This is a genomic window from Bartonella sp. AP150HLJHH (assembly GCF_042196385.1).
In the GTDB taxonomy this organism is placed as follows: domain Bacteria; phylum Pseudomonadota; class Alphaproteobacteria; order Rhizobiales; family Rhizobiaceae; genus Bartonella.
In genome coordinates this window covers 305,739-327,106 of sequence record NZ_JBHIQC010000001.1, presented here as the reverse complement: position 1 = coordinate 327,106, position 21,368 = coordinate 305,739, and the positions used below count along the sequence as shown (strand labels likewise).

Below are 21,368 nucleotides of genomic sequence, written 5' to 3'. Positions count from 1 at the left end.
AAGATAGAGACGTTGTGTTTTAGGTTTTATGGTTAATGCGTTTTGCTCTTTTACATTTCCTAAGAAAGTAAATTTTTTTGTGGTGATTGGTTTTTTTTAACCTTTAAACTTATTTGTTGTTTTTTGCAAGGGGTAGAGTTAATTTAGCGTATTGTTTTATAGCTTCTTCCAGTAAAGTTGAAATACATTTGAATGGAGATTTTTGTCTTAGTAGAAAGCTTTTTAATAGATTTGTAGAGAGCAAAAGGTTTTTTTATCTGTAGAGTGCTACAGATTTTTCAGATTTAAAAATTAAAGAAGAAAATAATAAACTTATAATTTATGAAAAAACTCATTATCTTATTTTGAAATAAGAAGTTCATTTTGTTGAAAGCGTCCGGTTTTTCTGTTTTTTAAACCTGTATTTATCGTTAGCGCTTATCAATTTATATATATATATTTACATACCTAACAACAATTCACCCCTGCCTCATGAGACAGGGGTGAGAAGGAGTTTTTATGTATTTTGTTTATTATCAATTCAATGTCATATTGAATCCCGCACCTACACCCCAGTGACCTCCAGAAGTTGTTGCGGATATGTTAGAGCGGTATTTTCCATTTTCTGAGGTGTAACCTGCACCAAAGGCAAATGCAGACTGACTACGCCATAAACCAGTACCAAATCCAACGCTTAATTTTCCAGGTGTATCATTGTAGCGTAAGTTAGACACCGCAAGACCAATAGCCGCTGCTTGTCTAGCCTCTTTTTTCACACTCTCAATACTATAGTTTAAGACATCAAACTTCATATCTGTATATTGCTTAGCCCGATCAACAGCATCATCAATCGCATCAATCACAATATTATTAACCCGTTGATCTGTATACTGCTTGGATTCATCAAGAATAATCTTCATCTGTTCTTTAGTATAATCATGAAGTTGACCACCATTTACAGCCTCTTTCGAGCCTTTTTCAATTTTACCATCAGCTACATTATCAATCAGAACAGGTTCACTGGCATCCCCCCCCGCTAATGTGATTTTATTGGTTTTTTTGCCGTTTTCATCTCTATCATAACGAACAGCATCCTCTTCAATGCCGTCAACTCTATTATTGATGTTATCAACTTTGGCATCAATATTGATAACTGTATCACCAATATCAGCAATCGTATTGGAAATGGTATCAACTCTGTTGGTAAGATGCTTCACATCTTTTTCGACACCAGTAACACGTTCATTGGTTTCCCAAAGTTGCCCACCATTGACGGCATCTTTCGAGCCTTTTTCAACTTTACCATCAGCTACATTGATAATTTTATTCGGCTTTCCATCGCGACCAGCATCATAGGCCTTTTCTTTATCATTCCACTTTAAAGCATCTGAATCGACCTTGTTGATGACATCATCAATACGGTTATTAATATTTGACATATTTTTATTGACGTCACCAAAAGCATCAGCGACATTATGGTGCTCTGTCTCAACAGTCGTACCATCAGCATTGACTTGAACAATCTTAAAAGTAGGATCTGTCCATTTGCCATTCTCATATTTGGCACCGCCACCGAAATAATTCGCAAGTTGGTTATTCATGGAATAAAGTTGGTTGCCCGTAATGGCATCTGTTGAACCTTGAGCAATCTCACCATCTAAAAGATACTTCAATTTGCTGTTTGTTTTCTTGCCATCTTTTTCATGACGTGCCACAAATGCTTCTTCCTCATCATCCCACAGTAAAGCATCTTTAGAGAAATCTTCAATTTTCTGGTTAAACTCATTGGATACATTCGTTAAGCGTTGATTCACATCTTGAACATTTTTATCAAGACCTGTTAAAGCATCACCAACATTGTAAAAATTAGCCTTCCCTACTTCACCACCTACAATAGCGGATAAAGTATATTTCAGCCCTTCAAAAGCACCGTTAATGAACTTTGCACCACCACCAAAAAACTTTGCAATATCTGCTGATATTTTATTAATCTGACTACCATTGATTGCATCGTTGGAATTTTCAGAAATGCTACCATCTTTTACGTTATGAAGAGCAACTGGTCCGTTGTTCTTATCGCCGCCCAAAGTTACACTACCATAATTAACACTATTATCGTCATTCTTATCATAGAGAACCGCAGCAGCAGTTACTGTCTCAATATCTTTAGTAATATCCTTTATGCTTTTATCAAGTTGGTCTTTGTTAACAGCTTCATCACCCTTCTCTGCTGCCTTAACACCAGAAATAGAACGCGCTACACCAGCATATCCCGCAATATTGATCTCAGTACCAGCTGTATCCTTACCAATAGTGATAGGAGCAGAAACTCCGTCTTGCTTAACAAGACTATTTTTTACCACTTCGGAAATCTTATTATCAATATTTGTGATAGAAGTATTAACACCTGTAAACGCTTCCGTAACATTATGATAGGTCTCCCCCTGAATAAGGAAAGCTGGTTCTATACCGTTCAATACATCTGTACTACCACCAAAATATTTCGATGTATTTTGAGCGACTGTTTTGAGATCATTGTTAACAGTTGTAACCTTCTTATTCGTAGCAAAAAGCTGTGAACCATTTACCGCTTCCGTTGATGTTTGAGAAAGTTCTCCATCTTTTACACCGGAAAGTGTTCTTTCTTGCTTATCTTTATTTACAAGGCTGATTTCAGTACCACCGGTTGCTTTACCCACAGTAATAAGACTATCTTCTCCCTCCTGCTTTACAAGGCTATTTTCTGTTACATTATTAATCTGATTATAAATATCTGTGATAGAATTATCGACACCCTCAAAAGCATCAGCGACATTATGATGCTTTTTCTCAACAATAGTGCCATCCTCATTACGCTGAGAAACTTTGAAAGTAGGAGCATACCATTCTCCATTTTCATCATATCCAGCACCACCACCAAAATAAGAAGCAACGTCCTTCATTGAAAGGACTAAATGATGATTAACATGTCTGATATTTGTATCAAGCCCTGACAAAGCCAATCCAACATCATTATATTCCCGCTGTTTTACCTGACCATTTTCATCAATAGTAGTTAAATTATATCTCGGTTTTCTAAAGACTCCATTCTCGAATGAGGTCCCACCACCAAAAAATTCAGCAACGTTTTGGGATATTTTATTAATCTGGCTACCATTAATTGCATCATGCGATTGATCGGAAATCTCTCCATCTTTGACGTTATGAAGAGCAACTTGCCCGTTAACCTTATTACCTCCTAAAGTTACACTCTCATAATTGACAGTGCTATCATCATTTTTATCGTAAAGAACCGCAGAGGCACTTATATTCTCAATATTGTTGTTAATCTTTCCTATACTTTCATCGAGTTGTTTTTTATTAACTGCTTCATCATCGTTCTCTGCAGCTTTCACGCCCGCGATAGTCCGAGCTCCTCCACTGCCTGTAATATCAATTTTCGTTCCACCTTTTTCCTTACCAATGGTGATATCCCCTTCATTTTCCTCTTGCTTGACAAGGCTATTTTTTGTCGCATTGGAAATCTGATTAGAAATCTCCGTGATAGAATTATTGACAGAACTAAAAGCAGAACTAACATCATTATGTGTAGTGCCCTGAATCGTATAGGTTGGCGCTTTACCGTTAGCTATATCTGTATCACCACCAAAATACTTCGATATATTTGTACTTATACCGTCAAAGCCATTACCCAACTTACTAATCTTTTGGTTAGTTTCATAGAGCTGCGAACCATTTACTGCATCCGTTGAATCTTCAGAAATGTCTCCATTCAAAAGAGAGGTAAGCTTGCTGTTTGTCTTCTGTCCTTCTCCGTGGAGAGCAACAAATGCCTGCTCATCATTACTCCACAACAAAGCGTCCCCTTTGACTTCTTGTGTAATATTCGTGATTTTTTCATTGACATCTTTTACTACATTCGTCAGATGCGTATTCACACTCTTCACATTTGCATCAAGACCACTCAAAGCTGAGCCAACGTCATGATAATTGGCTTTTGCCACCTGACCATCTTCAACAATAACAGATAAACTATAGTTTGGTCCTTTAAAGGCACCATTTTCAAACGAGGCACCACCACCAAAATAATTTGCTATATCTCCAGATATTTTATTAATTTGGTTCCCATTGATTGCATCATGCGAATCTTCAGCAATTTTCCCATCTTTAACATTATGAAGAGCAACGGGGCCTTGGTTATCTACCCCACCTAAAGTTACGCTACCATAATTAACGGTACCGTTTTCTTTATCGTAGAGAACTGCAGCAGCACTTGTAAGATTAATATCATTAGAAATCTTCTCTATACTTTTATCAAGCTGGGCTTTGTTAACAGCTTCATCATTTCGCTCTGCAGCTTTTACACCAGAAATTGTACGAGCATCACCAGATTTGTTTGCAACATTGATTTTAGTCCCACCTGTTGCTTTACCAACAGTGATAGTACCTTCATTTTCCTCCTGCTTAACAAGGCTATTTTTTGTCGCATTCGTAATCTGATTTTGTATATTCGTGATAGAATTATCAACAGTACTAAAAGCAGATTCAAAATCATTATGTGGCTTACCCTGAATAGTGTAAGTGGGAGCCTTACCGTTAGATACGTCTGCACCACCACCAAAATACTTTGATATATTTTTAGCAATTGTTGCCAGATTATTTGTAACAGTGTTAACATTCTGATTAGTCGCAAAGAGCTGCGAACCATTCACTGCATCGGTTGAATTTTCAGTAATATCTCCATTGGAAAGAAATTTAATTTTGCTATTGGTTTTTCCGTCTCCATGCTGTGCTACAAATGCCTGCTCATCATTACTCCACAATAGAGAATCTTTAGAAACGCCCTCAATTTTCTGAGTAAACTCATTAGCTACATGTGTTAAGCGGCTATTCACATTGTTGACATTGTCATCAAGTCCTGTCAACGCTGAGCCAACATCAGTATGTACCTTCTGTCCTACAGTACCATCTGCAGAAACAGTAGATAAATTATATCTTGGTCCTAAAAAAGAACCATCTTGAAATACAGTACCCCCGCCAAAAAACTTTGCAATATCTCCGGATATTGTATTAATTTGGTTCCCATTGATAGCATCATGCGAATCTTTAGCAATTTTGCCATCTTTAACATTGTGCAGAGCTACCTGCCCACCAGTCTTACCGCCACCTAAAGTCACACTGTTATAATTAACACTGCTATCACCATTCTTATCGTAGAGAACTGCAAAAGCACCACCCTCCTTAATATTGTTAATAGTATCAGTAATAGTTGCAATTTCACCATCGAGTTGTTTTTTATTAACGGCTTCATTGTCTCTCTCTGCGGCCTTTACACCAGAAATACTACGGTCTCCCCCACTGCCTGCAACATCAATTTTCGTACCATCTTTTTCCTTACCAATGGTGATAAGTTTCTGTTCTTCATCCCATTTAACAAGACCATTTCCTGCTATTTGATTTTTTACTTCATTCAGCTGTGCAACATTAACCGCATCAGTCTCTGCACTCCCCGCTGCCACTCCATAAACTTGTTTATTACCAGCAAAAATACCGCTACCAGTCATACGCGGACCACCAGTAATCACGAAACCAAGGTCGCTTAATTGGGTTTTTCCTGCTTGTACACGTCCAACTGTAATGAAGTCATTCAAATCAAATTCTACTGTTTTATCATCTTTTCTTACAATTTTAATGTTCTTGTTTTCATAATTCTCAAGTTCAGCTCCAGCAAAATTGACTGTTTCACCAGGCAGAATATCCACAGCAGCTTCACCATTAACAGATAACTTCCATCCCCCTGCTTTTGATACCAATTGTCTTACCTCGCTCAACTGCGCATAATTGACTGCATCGGTATCGCTTTTCCCTGCTGCTACGTCTGTAATCTTTTTATTTCCAGCAGAAATACCATCCAAAATCATTCTTGGCCCATTCTCAATAATAAAGCCTTCACTATTCATAATGCTGTTGCCTGTCGTGACACTCGTAAGCTTAAGAGTATCATTCAAAGAAAATGTGACTTTATTATTATCTTTTTCAATCTTGATATTTTTGCTTCCGTCCCCGCTCACTGCCGCAACAATATCTACTGTACTTCCTGCCCCAACATCTGTAGCATTGTTACCATCAACAGAAAGTTTCCAGCTTCCTCCCGCCTTTGATATCAATTCTTTTACATCGTTCAGCTGTGCAACATTAACCGCATCAGTCTCTGCACTCCCCGCTGCCACTCCATAAACTTGTTTATTACCAGCAAAAATACCGCTACCAGTCATACGCGGACCACCAGTAATCACGAAACCAAGGTCGCTTAATTGGGTTTTTCCTGCTTGTACACGTCCAACTGTAATGAAGTCATTCAAATCAAATTCTACTGTTTTATCATCTTTTCTTACAATTTTAATGTTCTTGTTTTCATAATTCTCAAGTTCAGCTCCAGCAAAATTGACTGTTTCACCAGGCAGAATATCCACAGCAGCTTCACCGTTAACAGATAACTTCCATCCCCCTGCTCCTTCTACGACAGCTCTCATAGCTTTCAACTGTGCCACATTGACGGCATCAGTATCTGCAGTACCAGCCGCCAACCCAGTAATCTGGCGTGTTATACTACCGTCAGCTTTTCCAACACTGATTGCACTTTTTGTACTTTTCCATGCACCATTGTTTTGTTGTGAATTTTTGTTACTTACAGGATCATAACCAGCAACATTATTAACAACACTGGCAACGGAAGCTCCACCCAAAGCAACTCCGTCTCCAGCAATCACCTGTGCATTTGGACCAATTGCAATCGAATACTTTGTTTGAGCTTGAGCAGCATAACCTATCGCAATCGTATCTTGATCCTTCGCTTCTGCGTTATTCCCCATAGCAATGCCGTGGATACCGGTTGCAAGTCCACCAATAGCAACTGCTAATTCTCCTGATGCACTTGCCTTATAGCCTAGAGCCAAACTACTTTTACCAGTCGCTTTTGTACTTGAACCAACTGAAACCGCATTTTGCGCGCCGGCTTTAGCGGCATAACCTATCGCAATCGCATCTTGACCACCTGTAGCCGCGCTGCTACCAAACGCAATACTATCAATGCCATCTGCCTTTGAAAGCCCACCTATAGCGATAGACGATCTTTTTACCGTTTCCGATCCAATCCCTATGGCAACACTTGCCGCTCCATTCGCAAGAGCAGAAACACCAAAAGCTTGTGCTCCTCCACTCTTTGCAGTTGCACCCGCACCAAATGCTGTTGAATAATTCCCTGTTGCAGCAGATCCACAACCGGTTGCAAAAGAATACACACCATAAGCCTCAGGCATAGCACTCGTGCTACCACCTGTAAGCTTCCCCATATAACCAGTGCTGCTGTTGCTCGTATTACTATCACCACTCCAAGTGACCTTATCAGTGGTCACGCCATAAGGATAACGACCAGAAAAATTTGTATTTTTGGTAAATCTATCATATTGCTGCTCTGCGGTTATTTGATTAGTACTAGCAATTGACTCCTGTTGCTTGCCACCACGACCAATGACATTATCCACACCACAGTAATTATCATCACCCGCAAAAACAATACTGCCATGGCTACCATGGTCATAAGACACACCAGAACCACTCGTGCTCATAGTTTTGTCACCCGTTATCGCGAGATTCGAAGCAACAACAGGAGAAACACTCGATAAGAGTGTGGCCATTGCCGCGCTGAGAGAAAAAGCTTTAATTAAATTTGGTGGGGAATATTTTTTTTTCATAAGAATCTCCTCCTACAGAGTTCAACATCATCACAACGCGTGAAAACACACATGGCAAACCCCTTAGTTTGCGCACTTCAAAAACCAATAAATCAAGAAAAACCCCTCCCATCGACACCGCTATTTATTACGGCATCGACCTAAAATCTCTGCAACAACATCGAATCTAGAAAAGTCCCCAACCCTTTTAGCTAGAGGGATTCAAGCTAAAAAATAAATAAAAACACAAGACTTTGAAAATATACCGTAATCTCCATTCAAAAACACTGCGATTTATCTCTTAACAAAAATAGTTTCACTAAAGAGCAATTCTACTTTTCAAATAAAGCGCATCAGAAGAATGGCAAGAGTGTAAAAATAATTTTTTATAAATTTGTAAAAATACTTCTCAATAAATTAGCTGTTCTTATAAGCACAAATTTATGATTTTTTTAACTTATCGCACAATGTAATAGATAATGATTATCATCATAATCTCACTTTTTGTTGCGAGGTAAACTGTTTCAATATACTATACATCTCTTTGAAAGAAATCTGTCTTAAATATAATGATGCACGCTCTGTAAAAAGTTTTAACGTACTCATCTTATCATCTTCATAAAAAGACAAAAGCGCATCTATAAATAGTCTTTCGTTCTTCTCTCTTATATATCTGTTACCCTTCTATAGGAACAAAACATCGTCATTGTATTTTCACTATTGTATAAATTTTTTAATATCACAAACCGAAAAGAAGCTGTTTTCTAAACTCTTTCCTCTCACAGAACCCACTGTATTTTCACTGTTGTCCGTATCTTTTCTTCAACCAACAAATATTTCAGGAATGATGCTATACTCGCTTCCTTTTGAAGAAATTTTGTTTGTATCACTACTCGTCATTCTTTTTATGAACCGTTTTATTTTTAATCAGAACAGTCTATTGATTTATAATGATAGTTTCTCGTTTTTCAGATCGAATAAGAGACTCGAAGATCGTGAGATCTTCACATTCCAAACTTGGTTATACAGCAGAAAACCAAAAAAGTTTTATTTTTTAAAAGGCTGTTCATTCGTATCTTATGAAATTTCTAGATGTGCTTTTCAGTTTCGATTTTACGCTTTAAATGTAATTTTAAAAGTGGCAAAGTGGCTTCGACTTCTTCTATATCATTGAGGTTTTGAATAAGCTCTTGCAATCTTCCATAAAGCTCTGCTGCTAATTCCGCAACATCTTCAGGAGAAAGTGTTATTTTTGCATCATGATAGGTCGTATAAGCTAAATGTCCAAGCTTTTTCATCAGCCCAGTAGGAATCGCCTGCGGTTTAAAACCAGCTGCTTTTGCCTTTGCCATATCTGAAAACATCTCGCCATTTCCCGTTACTAGCCAATCTAATGAAACACCACAAATTTCTTGATATTTGGAGAGCGCAGAGGCTGTAGGCTCACTTATACCAGTTTCATAAGTTCCTATAGAGCCAGCAGTGATACCAAGATGTTCAGCAAACTGCTTACGCTCTGTAAAACCAAGAGCGTGACGCACTTTACGAAAACGTTTTGCCAACTCAGTTTTAGGTTTTGCTTCCGGACGAGCCAAAAAAAACACTCCAAAATCAATATAATTGTTGACTAAATAATTATATTGATTTACATCTATCATTACTGCCCCTTAAGAAGAGCAGTTATCACATACATAACCCCACAAAAACGGATGTTACAGCATCCATTTAAGCAGGAGCGAAAATTATGACAATTACAAAAAATGCAATCGCCGTGGTATTTTTCTGAGCTGCGCCCCTGTAATATAACCTTGGAAAAACTCAAGCCTATCAGAGGTTATTTTCCAGAGTCAAAAACATTTGGACACAGGCCAATGAAAAAACTAAATGCGCCACTGCCAACTCTATCAGTTTGCATGCCAAGCCAATTCTTGCCAACTGCTTTCTCAAAAGTTGCAGTCATATTCTTTCAAAAGCAAAAAGCCTAATACGATTCTCTTCATTTCATGCTGTGTAATATACCACTGAAATCTTATTACAAAAATATGCTAATGCATTTCCCATAGGTTTTTATAAGGTAAAAAGTTTATCAATGTCTAAAAATCAATATAAAATAGGCAAAATAATTGGTATTCTACAAAAAATGAGATTATCACTCGTTATTAAAAAGTTAGACGTTTACAAACCCTGTTTGCTTATTTTATATATTAATAGCACTGATTTAGCTGTAACTGGCAATAGAGATTTCAGGGTGTTTGGTTTATCGTCAGAATACTCTTCCTCTACGCATATTAAAAGCCTTTTGGCAATGTATTTTAAATGCTATAAATTCTATAGTAAACACATTGCCATCCATATTTACAATTGGGCGCTTCAAAATCTTGGAGTAATAAAATCTTTAATAGGCTTTGATTTAAAAGCGCGTATTTTACAGAAAATTGACAAAACCATGAGGTTCGTATACATGGCAATTTTAAGTGATGATAGTGGAGTGATACTTAAAAAAGCTGCATGGAAACCCGCAACGTTGAGGAATTAAGCATGACCTCTTTATGCGATAAAGAATTATCTGATACACTGGTTGGTCTTTATGACGACTATCAACGCGGTTTCGACATTGGAGAAGAGCTTAAATTGTGCGTGGATTTGGCGTTATCTCTTGAATTGGAACTCAGTATTCACCGTTTAAGTGAAACAGATGCTGTTTTTAAAAAAGAGATTGTGCAAACCTTGCATCGTCGTAGAAATACTCATTCCAGTGAAGATGAAATTGATACAATTTTTCATATGGATTTTGAAAAACAAAAATAATACAATACTCTCCCCATATGATACGATATTACCTCATTGCTTTACTTTCTACTACGCTTAAACAAAAAACTTTCAAGAAGATTTAAAGTGTTACGTTTTCGTCTTCTTAACAACAGTGAGATGAATTAAAGAAACGCATCAATTCTTTTAGATCATTATCAAAAAATAGAGAGTATTCTCTAGCATACATCAATTTATACTTTGTTCATTAAGCACCAACTTTTACATTTTCTCAACTCTCCTTTAAAAGCAAAATATGAAATGTGCTGCAGCGTAAATGTTTAAAAATAGCGTATATTGACCACTCTTAAACGTAATTTATTGTTTTTCATGTTTATAAAACAGCACTATGAGTATTCCAACAAACGCAACAATGCTTTGAAAAAAATATATCGATTGAGGTGATATGTTACTGTTATCGCTTGCCATGATGAGATAGACTCCGAGGATCAAGCATCCAGAGATACCATTAAAACTTGCCTGCAATCTTCCTTGGTATTCAGGATCACAAGAGAGTTGTGATAAAGAAATCGAAAGAGCCCAACTCGAAAGTCCAAATCCAATCATAAAGTAAACAGGAAAAACAACAAAATTGTGTGTATTAACAGATAGAATAGCAAGGCCAATAGCCATAAAAGCTAATAAAATGGCTAATGTTTTCCTTATGGATAAAACTTTACAAAGAAGTGGTGAAAAAAACGCACCTGTCAATACACCCATAGAATAAAGCACCTCAAATATTGCAAAGGTCCTGTTATCCGCATGTAAAACCTCTTGTATATAAGGAACGAGAATAACAGGAACGGTCATCAAAAGAGTCATAATAATCATCTGGCTTATATAAGGTACAACAAGAGCTGGATTCTGTTTAAAATAATGAAGGGATGCTGTATAATTTTCCCACCAATTTTGCTGGTTTTGTTTTTTAGATCTTCGGTTTTTAGGTACCTTCATTGCAAAATTAAATAAACCAGCAATGATAAAGAATATACCACCTATTAGAAGAGTTCCTTTTGTTCCTGCATAGGACAGTATAAATCCACTTAAGCCCATACCTACGATAGTGCCAAGTTCATAAACCATATCGATGGTTGCATTTGCATTGATGAGCTGTTCCTTCAGCACAATACTTTGAATTAAAGAAATAGCTGATGGCATATAAAAAGGGATAAAAATACCCAAAAGAGCAGATAAGACCATCAATTCAATTTCTATACCAAAATGCCAAAGCATTACCCAGCTTACAATTACCAAACCTCTCACAAGATTTGAAATAATAATCTGCGTTTTACGGTTATATTTATCTGCCAATATGCCAAAAATAGGCGCAAAAATAATGCCAGGCGTCCAAAGAAAAAGCATCATCAACGCTACACCACGGATTGAGCCCGTCTGATTGTAAGCGAGCCATGACAATGTAATATAATTTAGTCCACTTCCAAATGTAGCAAATAAGCCGCTCAAAGTAAAATAGAGAAAAGTTCTATTTTCAAATAAAGCAATGCGTTCCTTCAAATTTGAAGTGAACATAAATTATCCTCTAAAATGAATACCAGTCGATATGCATGATACATCCTGTTTAAAAACAGGCATTCTTACAATTTTTATTTTAGATCATTAAATTTAAGAAAGCAAAATTTCTTTTTTGAGGCTTTTACAATCTTTGTGCTGTTTTATGATTAATTCTTCTATGAAAACGGAACATTTATGGACAAAAACAAAATTAATATTTTATGTGCGTTTTATTCAGAAGCTACACCTTTATACATATGTGAAACAATTTTACGGTATGGAAGCTTCACTCACATTATTGTCCTTATTATTCTGTGCACTAAAATATGCTCGAGTATATTCCTCCATGTCGTTCTTCTATCACCACACTTCGTCTCTAAAAGAATAAACATACTATTATCCTCACAATAAATATTGCTAATTTTTCTACTCCCCTTCTCTAAATCTTTTAAAACAAGCCCATTACAGTTAGTTTTCTAATTAAAATATATAACGTGATATTTTTCCTGAGCAGTTAAATTATTGCAATCACATCTCTAAAGTTTCAGATTTAGAGTAAGAATACATAAAGGAGGATTTATCGTGGATAAATTGATTAATAAATGATTTTATTCATAATCAAAAAAACTTATCTATATGATGTCGTATTTGATGATGAATTAAAGAAACAGGAGTAGTTCCATCAATTGTTATAAACCGCTCATCTATTTCCGATAAAACTTTGTATACTTTGTAAATTTTTTCAATAAAAGAGAGTTTTTCTTCATATTTTAAGTTTAAACCATCCCTTTTCTGCGACCGTTCCAGTATAGTAATGGGCGGTAAATGAAGATAAAATGTAATATGAGGTCTTGGAATAGATTGATTTAATTTAACGACACTTTCAACAGAAAGCTCTCGAGCATAAAAATAAGCAAGACTAGAATAAACATATCGATCGCTAATTAATAAATTTTGCGATGACGTTAAGGAAGGTTCAATAATTTCAAGCGTATGTTTGCGTCTATCTGTCGCTGCTAAAAGTGCTAAAAGTAACGGATCAATTGCTTTTCCAGTATCTAAGTAATCTCTAATTTCTGGATTATTTCTATACCAATAACTGGGTTGAGAAGTTCTTATTATATGTTTTTCTGTTGAGTAATGGCGAGCAATTTCTTTGAAGACCACATGGAGTTATAAACTTTTTTATCAAGATACATTTTGTCTATATACTTTCCATAAGTTAAATTGTTTTATATCTGAAATCTCTTAATGTTTAATAAGGTGTTTTTTAACTCGTCTCTAAATAGAAAAACACAATACTCCCGCATTTTGTATAACTTATTAACTTTATGATAAATGGCGGTATATAGACTTAGTTTTAAGATAAGGTTATATTTTAGACAACTTAAAATGAGATTAAGTATTTGTAAAAAATATATTTTTTGATCACACTCCATAACCTGCCATTTTTTAACGAATTCTAGTAGAGTTTCTGAGGATTACTCCTATAGCGTCGTGTAAATGTATAGAAATGAGTTCGATCTCAGTATATTATTGTCCCTTAAGAGCTGGTACTGGATTGCACTACATAGAAATCTAATGAAATCAACTCTATCTTTTCTCAAACCACTGCCCTCGCTATAAGCATTTGATATTCAATTCCGTCAAAAAGCAGCAGAGCAATTCTTGGAAAACATCGCTGAGATATTGAAATATGCCTTGCAAAAGCGTTTAAATCAAATGTTTCACTATATTTTTCGGTATATTCATAAACTGAAATTAAGAATATTATAATAAGACCTCAAACAACGACGACGCCCAAATCAGCCGTAATAAAGCCTCCTAAAACTGAACCAATAATACCTCTCTATCAGACAGACTACCATGTAAAGGTTTTAATACAATACCTTAGCGCTAATGCCATAAATGTTTCTGATAGATAACGAAGTTTATTGTCACAACAACATCTAACAACGGTCAATAGAAAAACCTAAACCTTGAGTATAAATGGAGGAAATCTTAAGAGTGCAAACACAGCCCTCCCAAGAACATAGCTATACTGGTCATTTAGCGAAGAAACTCCTCATTGGAAAAGCACCTCACAAGAGATACAGTAAAAATACCAACCGCCTCCGCTCTCAGTTTCTCCAAAATTAGCTATCCCTATGATAAACGTTATCGTTCAAATCTGTATCATGCTTCTATCGAAAAAACTTGACATGCCTAACAACACATATATTAGCTTTTTGTAAAAATGTATAATGTATAGCATGTGTATTTAACATGGGGGGATAATGTGCACAAACAACTGATGTTTCGGTTTTATGGGCTTGTTGTCCTGCTGTATCTTTCTGATATGGTTTTATTTTTAAGTAATCTTTGGAATGCTTATCGCATAACATCCTCATCGGTTTTCCTGGGCGTAACCATGGCTTTGGGCACCCTTATGCCCTATCTTTTGAAAAAAAGCGGTCTTGTGCGCATTAAAGCCTCACTGCGGTTGGTCGATTTATACAAAAGGCGGATCATTATCTATAGCCTTCTTTTATTGATTGCTCTTTTCCATTACGCTGATTCCCCCTTTGGTTTTATCGCTGTCTCTATCTCTATCGGCTATCTCTCTTTGATTACCTTAAGCACACTCGAGACTTATAATACTAAACTAGCACTTAGTGGTTATATTAGCGCCCAAAAGGCTTCCCGCATTATGCAAACAGTGGTGCAAATTGGCGCATTTTTGGGAGCAGCACTAAGTGGTTATCTCTTAGAAGCGACCAGCCCTCGAGGGGCAGCGGCTGAAATCGGTTATAATGGTTTGATTGTGACACTTTGTGTGTTTGACATCATTATAAGCCTTATAGCCGGATATATTATATTTTGCGATGAATACAACGCTACAGATACCACAGCACTTGCAACTGGTAAGAAGCCAGCACCTACACCGCAAGCGGATGGACTCTCCCGTGAGCTTAAACTTTTATGCGTCTGCATAGGACTTATTGGCTTTCATATTTGCGCTTATAATACGCTGGCAACCATTCTTTTTCAGAGTGTGAAAAATTTTGGCTCTGAATACTATGGGCTTTGCAGTGCGGTTGCGGGCATGGGCGCTTTTTTGGCTGCTTTTATCAAAATCCCTCGTTTTGAATTTATTCTCCCAGCCCTTATATTGAGCGTGGCTGATCTTATTTTTAGCACCACACAATCGCCCTATTTGGCTGTGGTCTTTTGCTTTTTTATTGGCTTTTCAATGAATACCATGCGAATTAATGCCCGCAAACATACGATTGAAGCGACCAAAACAGAGGCTCAAGCAGAGCTGGTGGGAAGCTATAGCGGCATGCTTTATACTCTCTCCCAATCGGCAGGTTATGTCATTCTTGGTCTTCTTACAAGCTCTGCCCTTATGGGTCCTCAAGCAGCTGTTTATCTTCTGCCCCTTATAGGGTTGATAATCTTTATTTATGTTCTTTTCCTTTTATCGCAGCGGAACAAAGTATGAGAAAACCTATTCTTATTGTCGACCCTTTCTCCACGGGTGCCCTCTATGGCCCTGCTTTGCAAAAATTAGGCTATGCTTGTTATGGTGTTGTCTCTCAAGCAGCTCCTTTTTCACACTATATGCTTTCTTATCAGGGAAAGGGCATGGCAGAAGCGAAGCTTCATAGTGTCGATGAGATAAAGAAACGCTTTCCTATCGGCACGATAGAGGCTGTAATAGCGGGTGCCGAAAGAGGTATCTATTGTGCAGAGAAATTGGCGGCTTATTATGGTTGTCTTGGGAATAACCCCTTGACTACCGATTGGCGACGGAAAAAAGCAGCGATGCAAAAACGCCTTTGTGAAAATGGTTTATCTTACATCCGATCAAAGATTCTTACAAAAAACGATTGTACTTTCGATGGTTTTGAAAGCCACAGCGGCTATGTGGTAAAGCCAAATGATTCTGCAGGGAGTGATGGTGTTTTATTTTTCTCTAATCTTGAGGAAGTAGTAACGTGGACCTCTGAAATCGACTGGAAGAAAAAAAATATTTTTGACGCACCTAACGAGGCTTATTTGCTCCAAGAAAGATTGGAGGGAGAGGAATACATCGTCGATGCCGTTGTAAAGGGAGAGGCTATAAAAATATGTAGTTTGTCACGATATAAAAAAGGTATTCATAATGGAAGTACTTTTGTTTATGAAACGCTTGATGTACTTGATTCTCAAGATCCCTCTTATGCCCCTCTTATCTCTTATGCAAAACAATGCATTCGCGTGCTGGGAATTGAATATGGACCTGCGCATATGGAAATCATGCAAACAGCTCGTGGTCCAGTGATGATTGAAGTAGGAGCCCGACTCCACGGAGGAATTGCACCCACCTTGTTCGCACATTGCTATGAAGATGATTTACTTGAAAGCTCCGTTAACCTTATTGCAGGCGTGTTTTCGCAAACACCAAGTCGCTTTAAGAAAAAAGGGCGTATTATCTTCCTTATCAACGAGATCGACGGTCATATTATAAAAGATGTTAATGTATGGCGGCAAAAGCTTCATTCTTGGGAAAATGTGGTTCATTTTATGCTCTTTTTTAAAGAAAATGAGCCCCTCCCCCTAACCATCGATTTAAATACCTGCCCAGCTATTATAGCAATTTGGGGACACAGTGATGATGAATTATCAGCTTTGGAGAGGATCATTCGTAGCAATTTCTTATAAAATACAGCAATTGGGAGGAAAACATGGATTCAGAAGCGCAGTCAATTGAAAATATAGACAAATATGAAAAATGGAAGCAAGTCATTTTTAAAGAATTCAATGCAACCATGAATAACACAATTAGGCCTTTTCTGCCTATTCGGTGTAAATGGATACTCAAAAAATATGCTTAGATTTGGGTTCTACAATAAGTTGACCGCAAAAAATATGATGGAAGACCTGATAACTTATTGCGATAACTATAAAAGTTTTGGAAAGAACACATCTTTTGTTGCATTCGAGAAGCCTGCCCCCATACAAAGTATCGAAGTTTATAGAGAAAAATTCTGGTCTATACTTAAAGATTTGCGAACTCTTGATGACCAAGAATGGCCTAAGCATATACCAAAAAATATGTACAATCGTCTATGGGAGTTCTGCTTTCATGGCGAACCTATGTTTATAGTTTGCAATATCCCGTCTCATATAAACAGAATAAGTAGGAGAAGTTCTACATTTATGTTAACTTTCCAGCCTAGGTGGGTTTTTTCTGATCTGCTCGATACAGAACAAAAAGCAAAAAATGCATTCTCCGCTGTAACAAAAAGACTTGAACCTTTTGATATTATCACAAAATCTCCTTTTTTAGGAAAATATGGCGAACCCCAAAATAGAGAATGGACGCAATACTTCCTGCAAGATAATAATATTGAATCCCCACCTTGCCCATATCATATAATGGAGCACGATAATGACTAAATTTTCTAAAATTAAATTAAATAAAAATATCTATGATATATTCAAAATGATGCTTCCAGAGCAAGGATCAATAGAGATACAAAGAGATTTTCCAAAAAAAAATACACGATTGGCATATTCACCAGGTCGATGAAACTCTCTTAATTATAGAGGGTGAGTTAGATTTTTTCTATAGCGAAAAACATATAACCTGTACACTAGGAGATATTATACATCTACCTGCCAATACAAGGCACAAATCAATTGCGGCAGATGTAGGATGCATATATGCAATTGCTACAGAAAATCTCACTATTGGAGATATTAGAGATGGGTAACCGCACGCTCTTTAATGGATTCTTTCTCATACAGGATTTTATTCTTTTACTCCTGCCTCCCATAATGCACCCATAGATTCTGCGGAAAATAAGGCTATGAAGTTTACGTCCTCTACCCAAACCAACGTGGAAACTTTTCAGAAACCGCATTTTACAGTACAAAATAGAACGTTATTCTTTAGGAAAAAAAATGGATCAAGCTTAACGGATTAAACAAAAAGGAAATAATTTTGTTTACAGCTTTATTGTCGAGCATTCACGAATGGATTCTGGTATTATCTCTATCTGAAATTCCCTACAAGCATGAAGCAGAAAAGTTATCAAGCATATTTAGTATACCTAATGAAAACTGCTATTACCATGCGTGATGGCTCTAAAATGTAGATGGATTTGAATTTTTAAATAATTTTTAACTCTTGCATCACTTTATTTCCATACTTTTTAAATAATATTCAATAACTTAATTAAAATAAATATTTTTATTTTGGGTTTTGTTGTGTTGTTAATCTAAAGCATGTGAAGAGAATATATTAAAGAATTAAAATATTTATATATCGAAATTGAAGATGTCCTATTTTACCCAAAAAAGAACTATTATGACATAGGTGAATTTAGCTATTAATCTTTTGTTGCCAACAAGTGGTAAAATGATGCTGAATGTAGAAAAAATTGCATAAGAACCTTTAACAAAAATGATTAAAATTTAGATAGAATTACAAGGTATAAAATAGAATTTATTCCATCAGCGCTGCAATTTTTTCTGGTTAATTTATTCTACCAATATCATTAAAGCTTTCTTCTAATGACATCGTCTATCATTGGAAGGAGATATATGATTGTTTTTCGAATTGTGACAGCACAGAAATTTCGTGATTTATTTTGTCCATTAAAAGATGTTTGTTAGTTGAGTAAGTTAAAAAATACATAGCATTCCGTATAATGTAGTGTGTATGTATAAAACTTCTCAGGATGATCGTGTTATTTAGGAAAGATTTTACAGCAATTACGAGTATCTCTAGAATGAAAAGCACTGATTTTTAGAACAGAGAAAAACATTGATTATAACAGTTTATTAGGCTAAACGCAGAATATTATTCTAATAATTGATGGTTAATTGTAACGGGATAGTTTTTTGATAATCATAAAGAAAAAGGTATAGAGCGTGTTTCTTTTAGTTAAGGAAAAGTATTGCTCATTTTTCTTTCTAAAAGTAAGCAAATTCAAAGATAATTTTTTGTTCTTGTAGTGGTGAGAAAATAATTGTCGAAGTCAGTGAAGGGGAGATTCTAATAGATTGTTACAACGTTTAATAAAAGTTGGAATACTTAAAAATTCTTAGTTCCTATGATGATTTAAGAATACCAGATTAGGATACGGAGAATTCAAGAGCTCAAAACTTTGTGATAATATTGGTTTAGAATTACATCTTGTTCATTCAGACGAGATGAGCCAATTATTATATGTCACAGAGACATATGGGTGGAAAATTTAAAAAAAGCTTATCCAGAATCTGACTTAAAGGTTATTGGAACTTTAGTAGTAAGATTGGCTTGGTCTCATGTTTCTCAAAAATTAGCAACCAATCTTGTTGTGACTAGACTAAATTTGGAAGATCTGCTCACTGAGCGTTTTTATAATATTATGAAATGATAAAAATATTAATATTTCTTCTTGTCTGGGACATGAAGCCGGTGCTATTTGTATTTATTATCCGTTACACCATTGTCCGAAATATATTTTAAGTGGTTGTCACTTGAAATATGCCTTGGAAAATTATTTGGCAAGAGAGCGTACCTATATGTATTGGAAAGTAATTTCCTATTATTTGTCTCAATCTATGGGTACAAGGTTGCCAAGTATAGAATTCATGCTGACAGATGACTTTCAAAAAATAAGTGCCTATAACGCATTTGAACTAAACTTTTATGAAAAACTGGAATTTAGTACCGAACCATATTCGACAATGGAGAAAATCATAAAATGCCTTGAGTCTCTGTTTAAGAGGGAGGAGGCTATTGCGTAATTCTGTTTTTCTTATGATTATGATTGGTTGTTTGACGAGTTTTTGTGCTAGTGGTGTATTATCTATTGGCCTTTCTTTGTTACAATTCCAAGATACAACGGGAGAAGCGTCTGCTACTTTAAATGTCGTTAATTTAATCGCAATTGGAATTGCTGGCTTATGTTTGGGAAACGTGTTGGCGCACTATCAAGGCTTTATAATTGGGTTTTATAGTCAAATTATTTGCGCTTGTTTATTGTCTTTCTTATTATTTATGAACAATCCAGTACTTATTTTGTTTGTATTTTTTTTACTTGCTCTCTTGATGGGGGCTGATAACCCAAATAACAATAGTGCCTTGAATCAGCTGATTCCAGCTCCCAAACAAAAAGCTGGAATTTTTGCATTTTACACTAGTTGCTGTCAGTTTTTTGTTATTATATCCCCATTGCTTATATATTTTATAATTGCGCATTTGGGGCACAAAATAGCCATAGCCTTTATTGTATTTATCTATCTTTTGAATGCCAGCTTATGGTTTCGTATAAAGTCTATACAACAACTAAACAGAGCAAAAGAGCTATTAAAAAAGCCATCTCAAAAAGCTTATGGAGTTGGGTTCAGGTGCCTTTGGCGGATTTCTGCGTTGCGTTTTTTAACGATTAATCGTATTTTGAATAATTCTCTCTATACGGGGCCTATTGTTTTATTGCCACTTGTTCTTGCTTCTATAACATCAGATAATATAAAATTTACAGCTATTCAAAATTCTATTTTTGCTTTGTCAGCACTGGGTTTTGTGATCAATGGTCTTATCTCATCTTATTATTTACGGAAATTTCCATCTTTAATTCGTTTTTTTGTATGGGGGGCACCAGCTTTTGCCGTGATCGCAATCTCTTTTGTTTTATATTTAAATTTTACTCAATATTCCCTTTATATTATGGGATTTTTATTAGGTATTGGGCAATTTTATTTTAGGGTATCGGGCATAACAATTGGACAAGCTATCACACCTAGTGAAAATTTAGCCGAGGTGATTTTGGCAGGCGATGCCAGTGTACGCATCATAACAGCTTTATTCTCTATTGTGCTTTTATATGCAGGAAAATTTTTTTCATTTTCTATATTATACGTCCTGTGTGTATTTATAGGCTTTTGCGCCCCTTTATTTATTTTGCACGGACTATCTATTTACATACAAAGCTTAGAGATAAAAGAAAGCGCCGCATGAATGATGTTCAATTATTATATTACGTCAGCCTTTTTTTGATTATCGTATAGATAAAAATTTTGTACAAATATTCATGACATTAATTTTAAATAAACACATTGCGTGAGAAAAGCTGAGGTATTCGTTACCTCTCATGTGGATAAAACGCATTTAGCCCGTTAATCAACGAAATTGCAAATAGCACTATGATCACCATTAATTCTAAAAGCTCTACCAGAAGTTAGTGATAATGGCAAAAATCCTTTAATGATATTTGAAGAGATCGTTTATGCTAGATCAGGTTATCTAAGATCGAGAGGAGAGGAGCTTAAAAAGTATAAAATTCATGGAAATTCAACAGCAATTTCTAGGTGTACATA

At 36.0% G+C, this 21,368-nt stretch carries 12 protein-coding genes; 8 read left to right on the top strand and 4 right to left on the bottom strand.

Annotated elements, in window-relative coordinates; translation table 11 throughout:
* Positions 1–515: 515 nt before the first annotated feature.
* A complete protein-coding gene (locus tag ACFING_RS01210) occupies positions 516–7,733 on the bottom strand; it encodes a Vomp family autotransporter (protein WP_375629293.1) in 7,218 nt (2,405 codons plus the stop codon).
* A gap of 1,067 nt (positions 7,734–8,800) precedes the next feature.
* Entirely contained in the window at positions 8,801–9,307 is a 507-nt protein-coding gene (locus ACFING_RS01205; protein WP_375629326.1) for a helix-turn-helix domain-containing protein, read from the bottom strand.
* A 494-nt stretch (positions 9,308–9,801) separates the two neighbouring features.
* Between ACFING_RS01205 and ACFING_RS01200 the strand changes: the two genes are divergently transcribed.
* Both ACFING_RS01200 and ACFING_RS01195 read left to right on the top strand, forming a co-directional pair.
* The gene (locus tag ACFING_RS01200) at positions 9,802–10,248 is read left to right on the top strand and encodes a hypothetical protein (protein ID WP_375612874.1); all 447 of its coding nucleotides are present in this window, start codon (positions 9,802–9,804) and stop codon (positions 10,246–10,248) included.
* A 2-nt stretch (positions 10,249–10,250) separates the two neighbouring features.
* Positions 10,251–10,520: a hypothetical protein gene (locus ACFING_RS01195; RefSeq protein WP_375629290.1), complete on the top strand. Its 270-nt coding sequence runs from the start codon at positions 10,251–10,253 to the stop codon at positions 10,518–10,520.
* A 318-nt stretch (positions 10,521–10,838) separates the two neighbouring features.
* On the opposite strand, the gene ACFING_RS01190 is transcribed toward ACFING_RS01195, so the two are convergent.
* Complete coding sequence (locus tag ACFING_RS01190) at positions 10,839–12,050, bottom strand: MFS transporter (protein ID WP_375629287.1); 1,212 nt, start codon at positions 12,048–12,050, stop codon at positions 10,839–10,841.
* Positions 12,051–12,650: 600 nt separating this feature from the next.
* A complete protein-coding gene (gene tmk / locus ACFING_RS01185) occupies positions 12,651–13,199 on the bottom strand; it encodes a dTMP kinase (protein ID WP_375629284.1) in 549 nt (182 codons plus the stop codon).
* 1,126 nt (positions 13,200–14,325) lie between these two features.
* Here tmk and ACFING_RS01180 point away from each other — a divergent pair.
* From ACFING_RS01180 to ACFING_RS01155, 6 genes are all read left to right on the top strand, one after another.
* Entirely contained in the window at positions 14,326–15,516 is a 1,191-nt protein-coding gene (locus tag ACFING_RS01180; protein ID WP_375629323.1) for a hypothetical protein, read from the top strand.
* Complete coding sequence (locus tag ACFING_RS01175; protein WP_375629281.1) at positions 15,513–16,718, top strand: ATP-grasp domain-containing protein; 1,206 nt, start codon at positions 15,513–15,515, stop codon at positions 16,716–16,718. The genes ACFING_RS01180 and ACFING_RS01175 overlap by 4 nt, the downstream gene beginning before the upstream one ends.
* A gap of 165 nt (positions 16,719–16,883) precedes the next feature.
* Entirely contained in the window at positions 16,884–17,456 is a 573-nt protein-coding gene (locus ACFING_RS01170; RefSeq protein WP_375629278.1) for a YqcI/YcgG family protein, read from the top strand.
* Positions 17,457–17,542: 86 nt separating this feature from the next.
* On the top strand, positions 17,543–17,773 hold the full coding sequence (locus tag ACFING_RS01165) for a cupin domain-containing protein (protein WP_375629320.1): 231 nt from the start codon (positions 17,543–17,545) through the stop codon (positions 17,771–17,773).
* Positions 17,774–19,252: 1,479 nt separating this feature from the next.
* Positions 19,253–19,423, top strand: a complete 171-nt coding sequence (locus ACFING_RS01160) for a hypothetical protein (protein ID WP_375611449.1) — start codon at positions 19,253–19,255, stop codon at positions 19,421–19,423.
* A 365-nt stretch (positions 19,424–19,788) separates the two neighbouring features.
* The gene (locus tag ACFING_RS01155; protein WP_375620827.1) at positions 19,789–21,009 is read left to right on the top strand and encodes an MFS transporter; all 1,221 of its coding nucleotides are present in this window, start codon (positions 19,789–19,791) and stop codon (positions 21,007–21,009) included.
* The last annotated feature ends 359 nt before the right edge of the window (positions 21,010–21,368 follow it).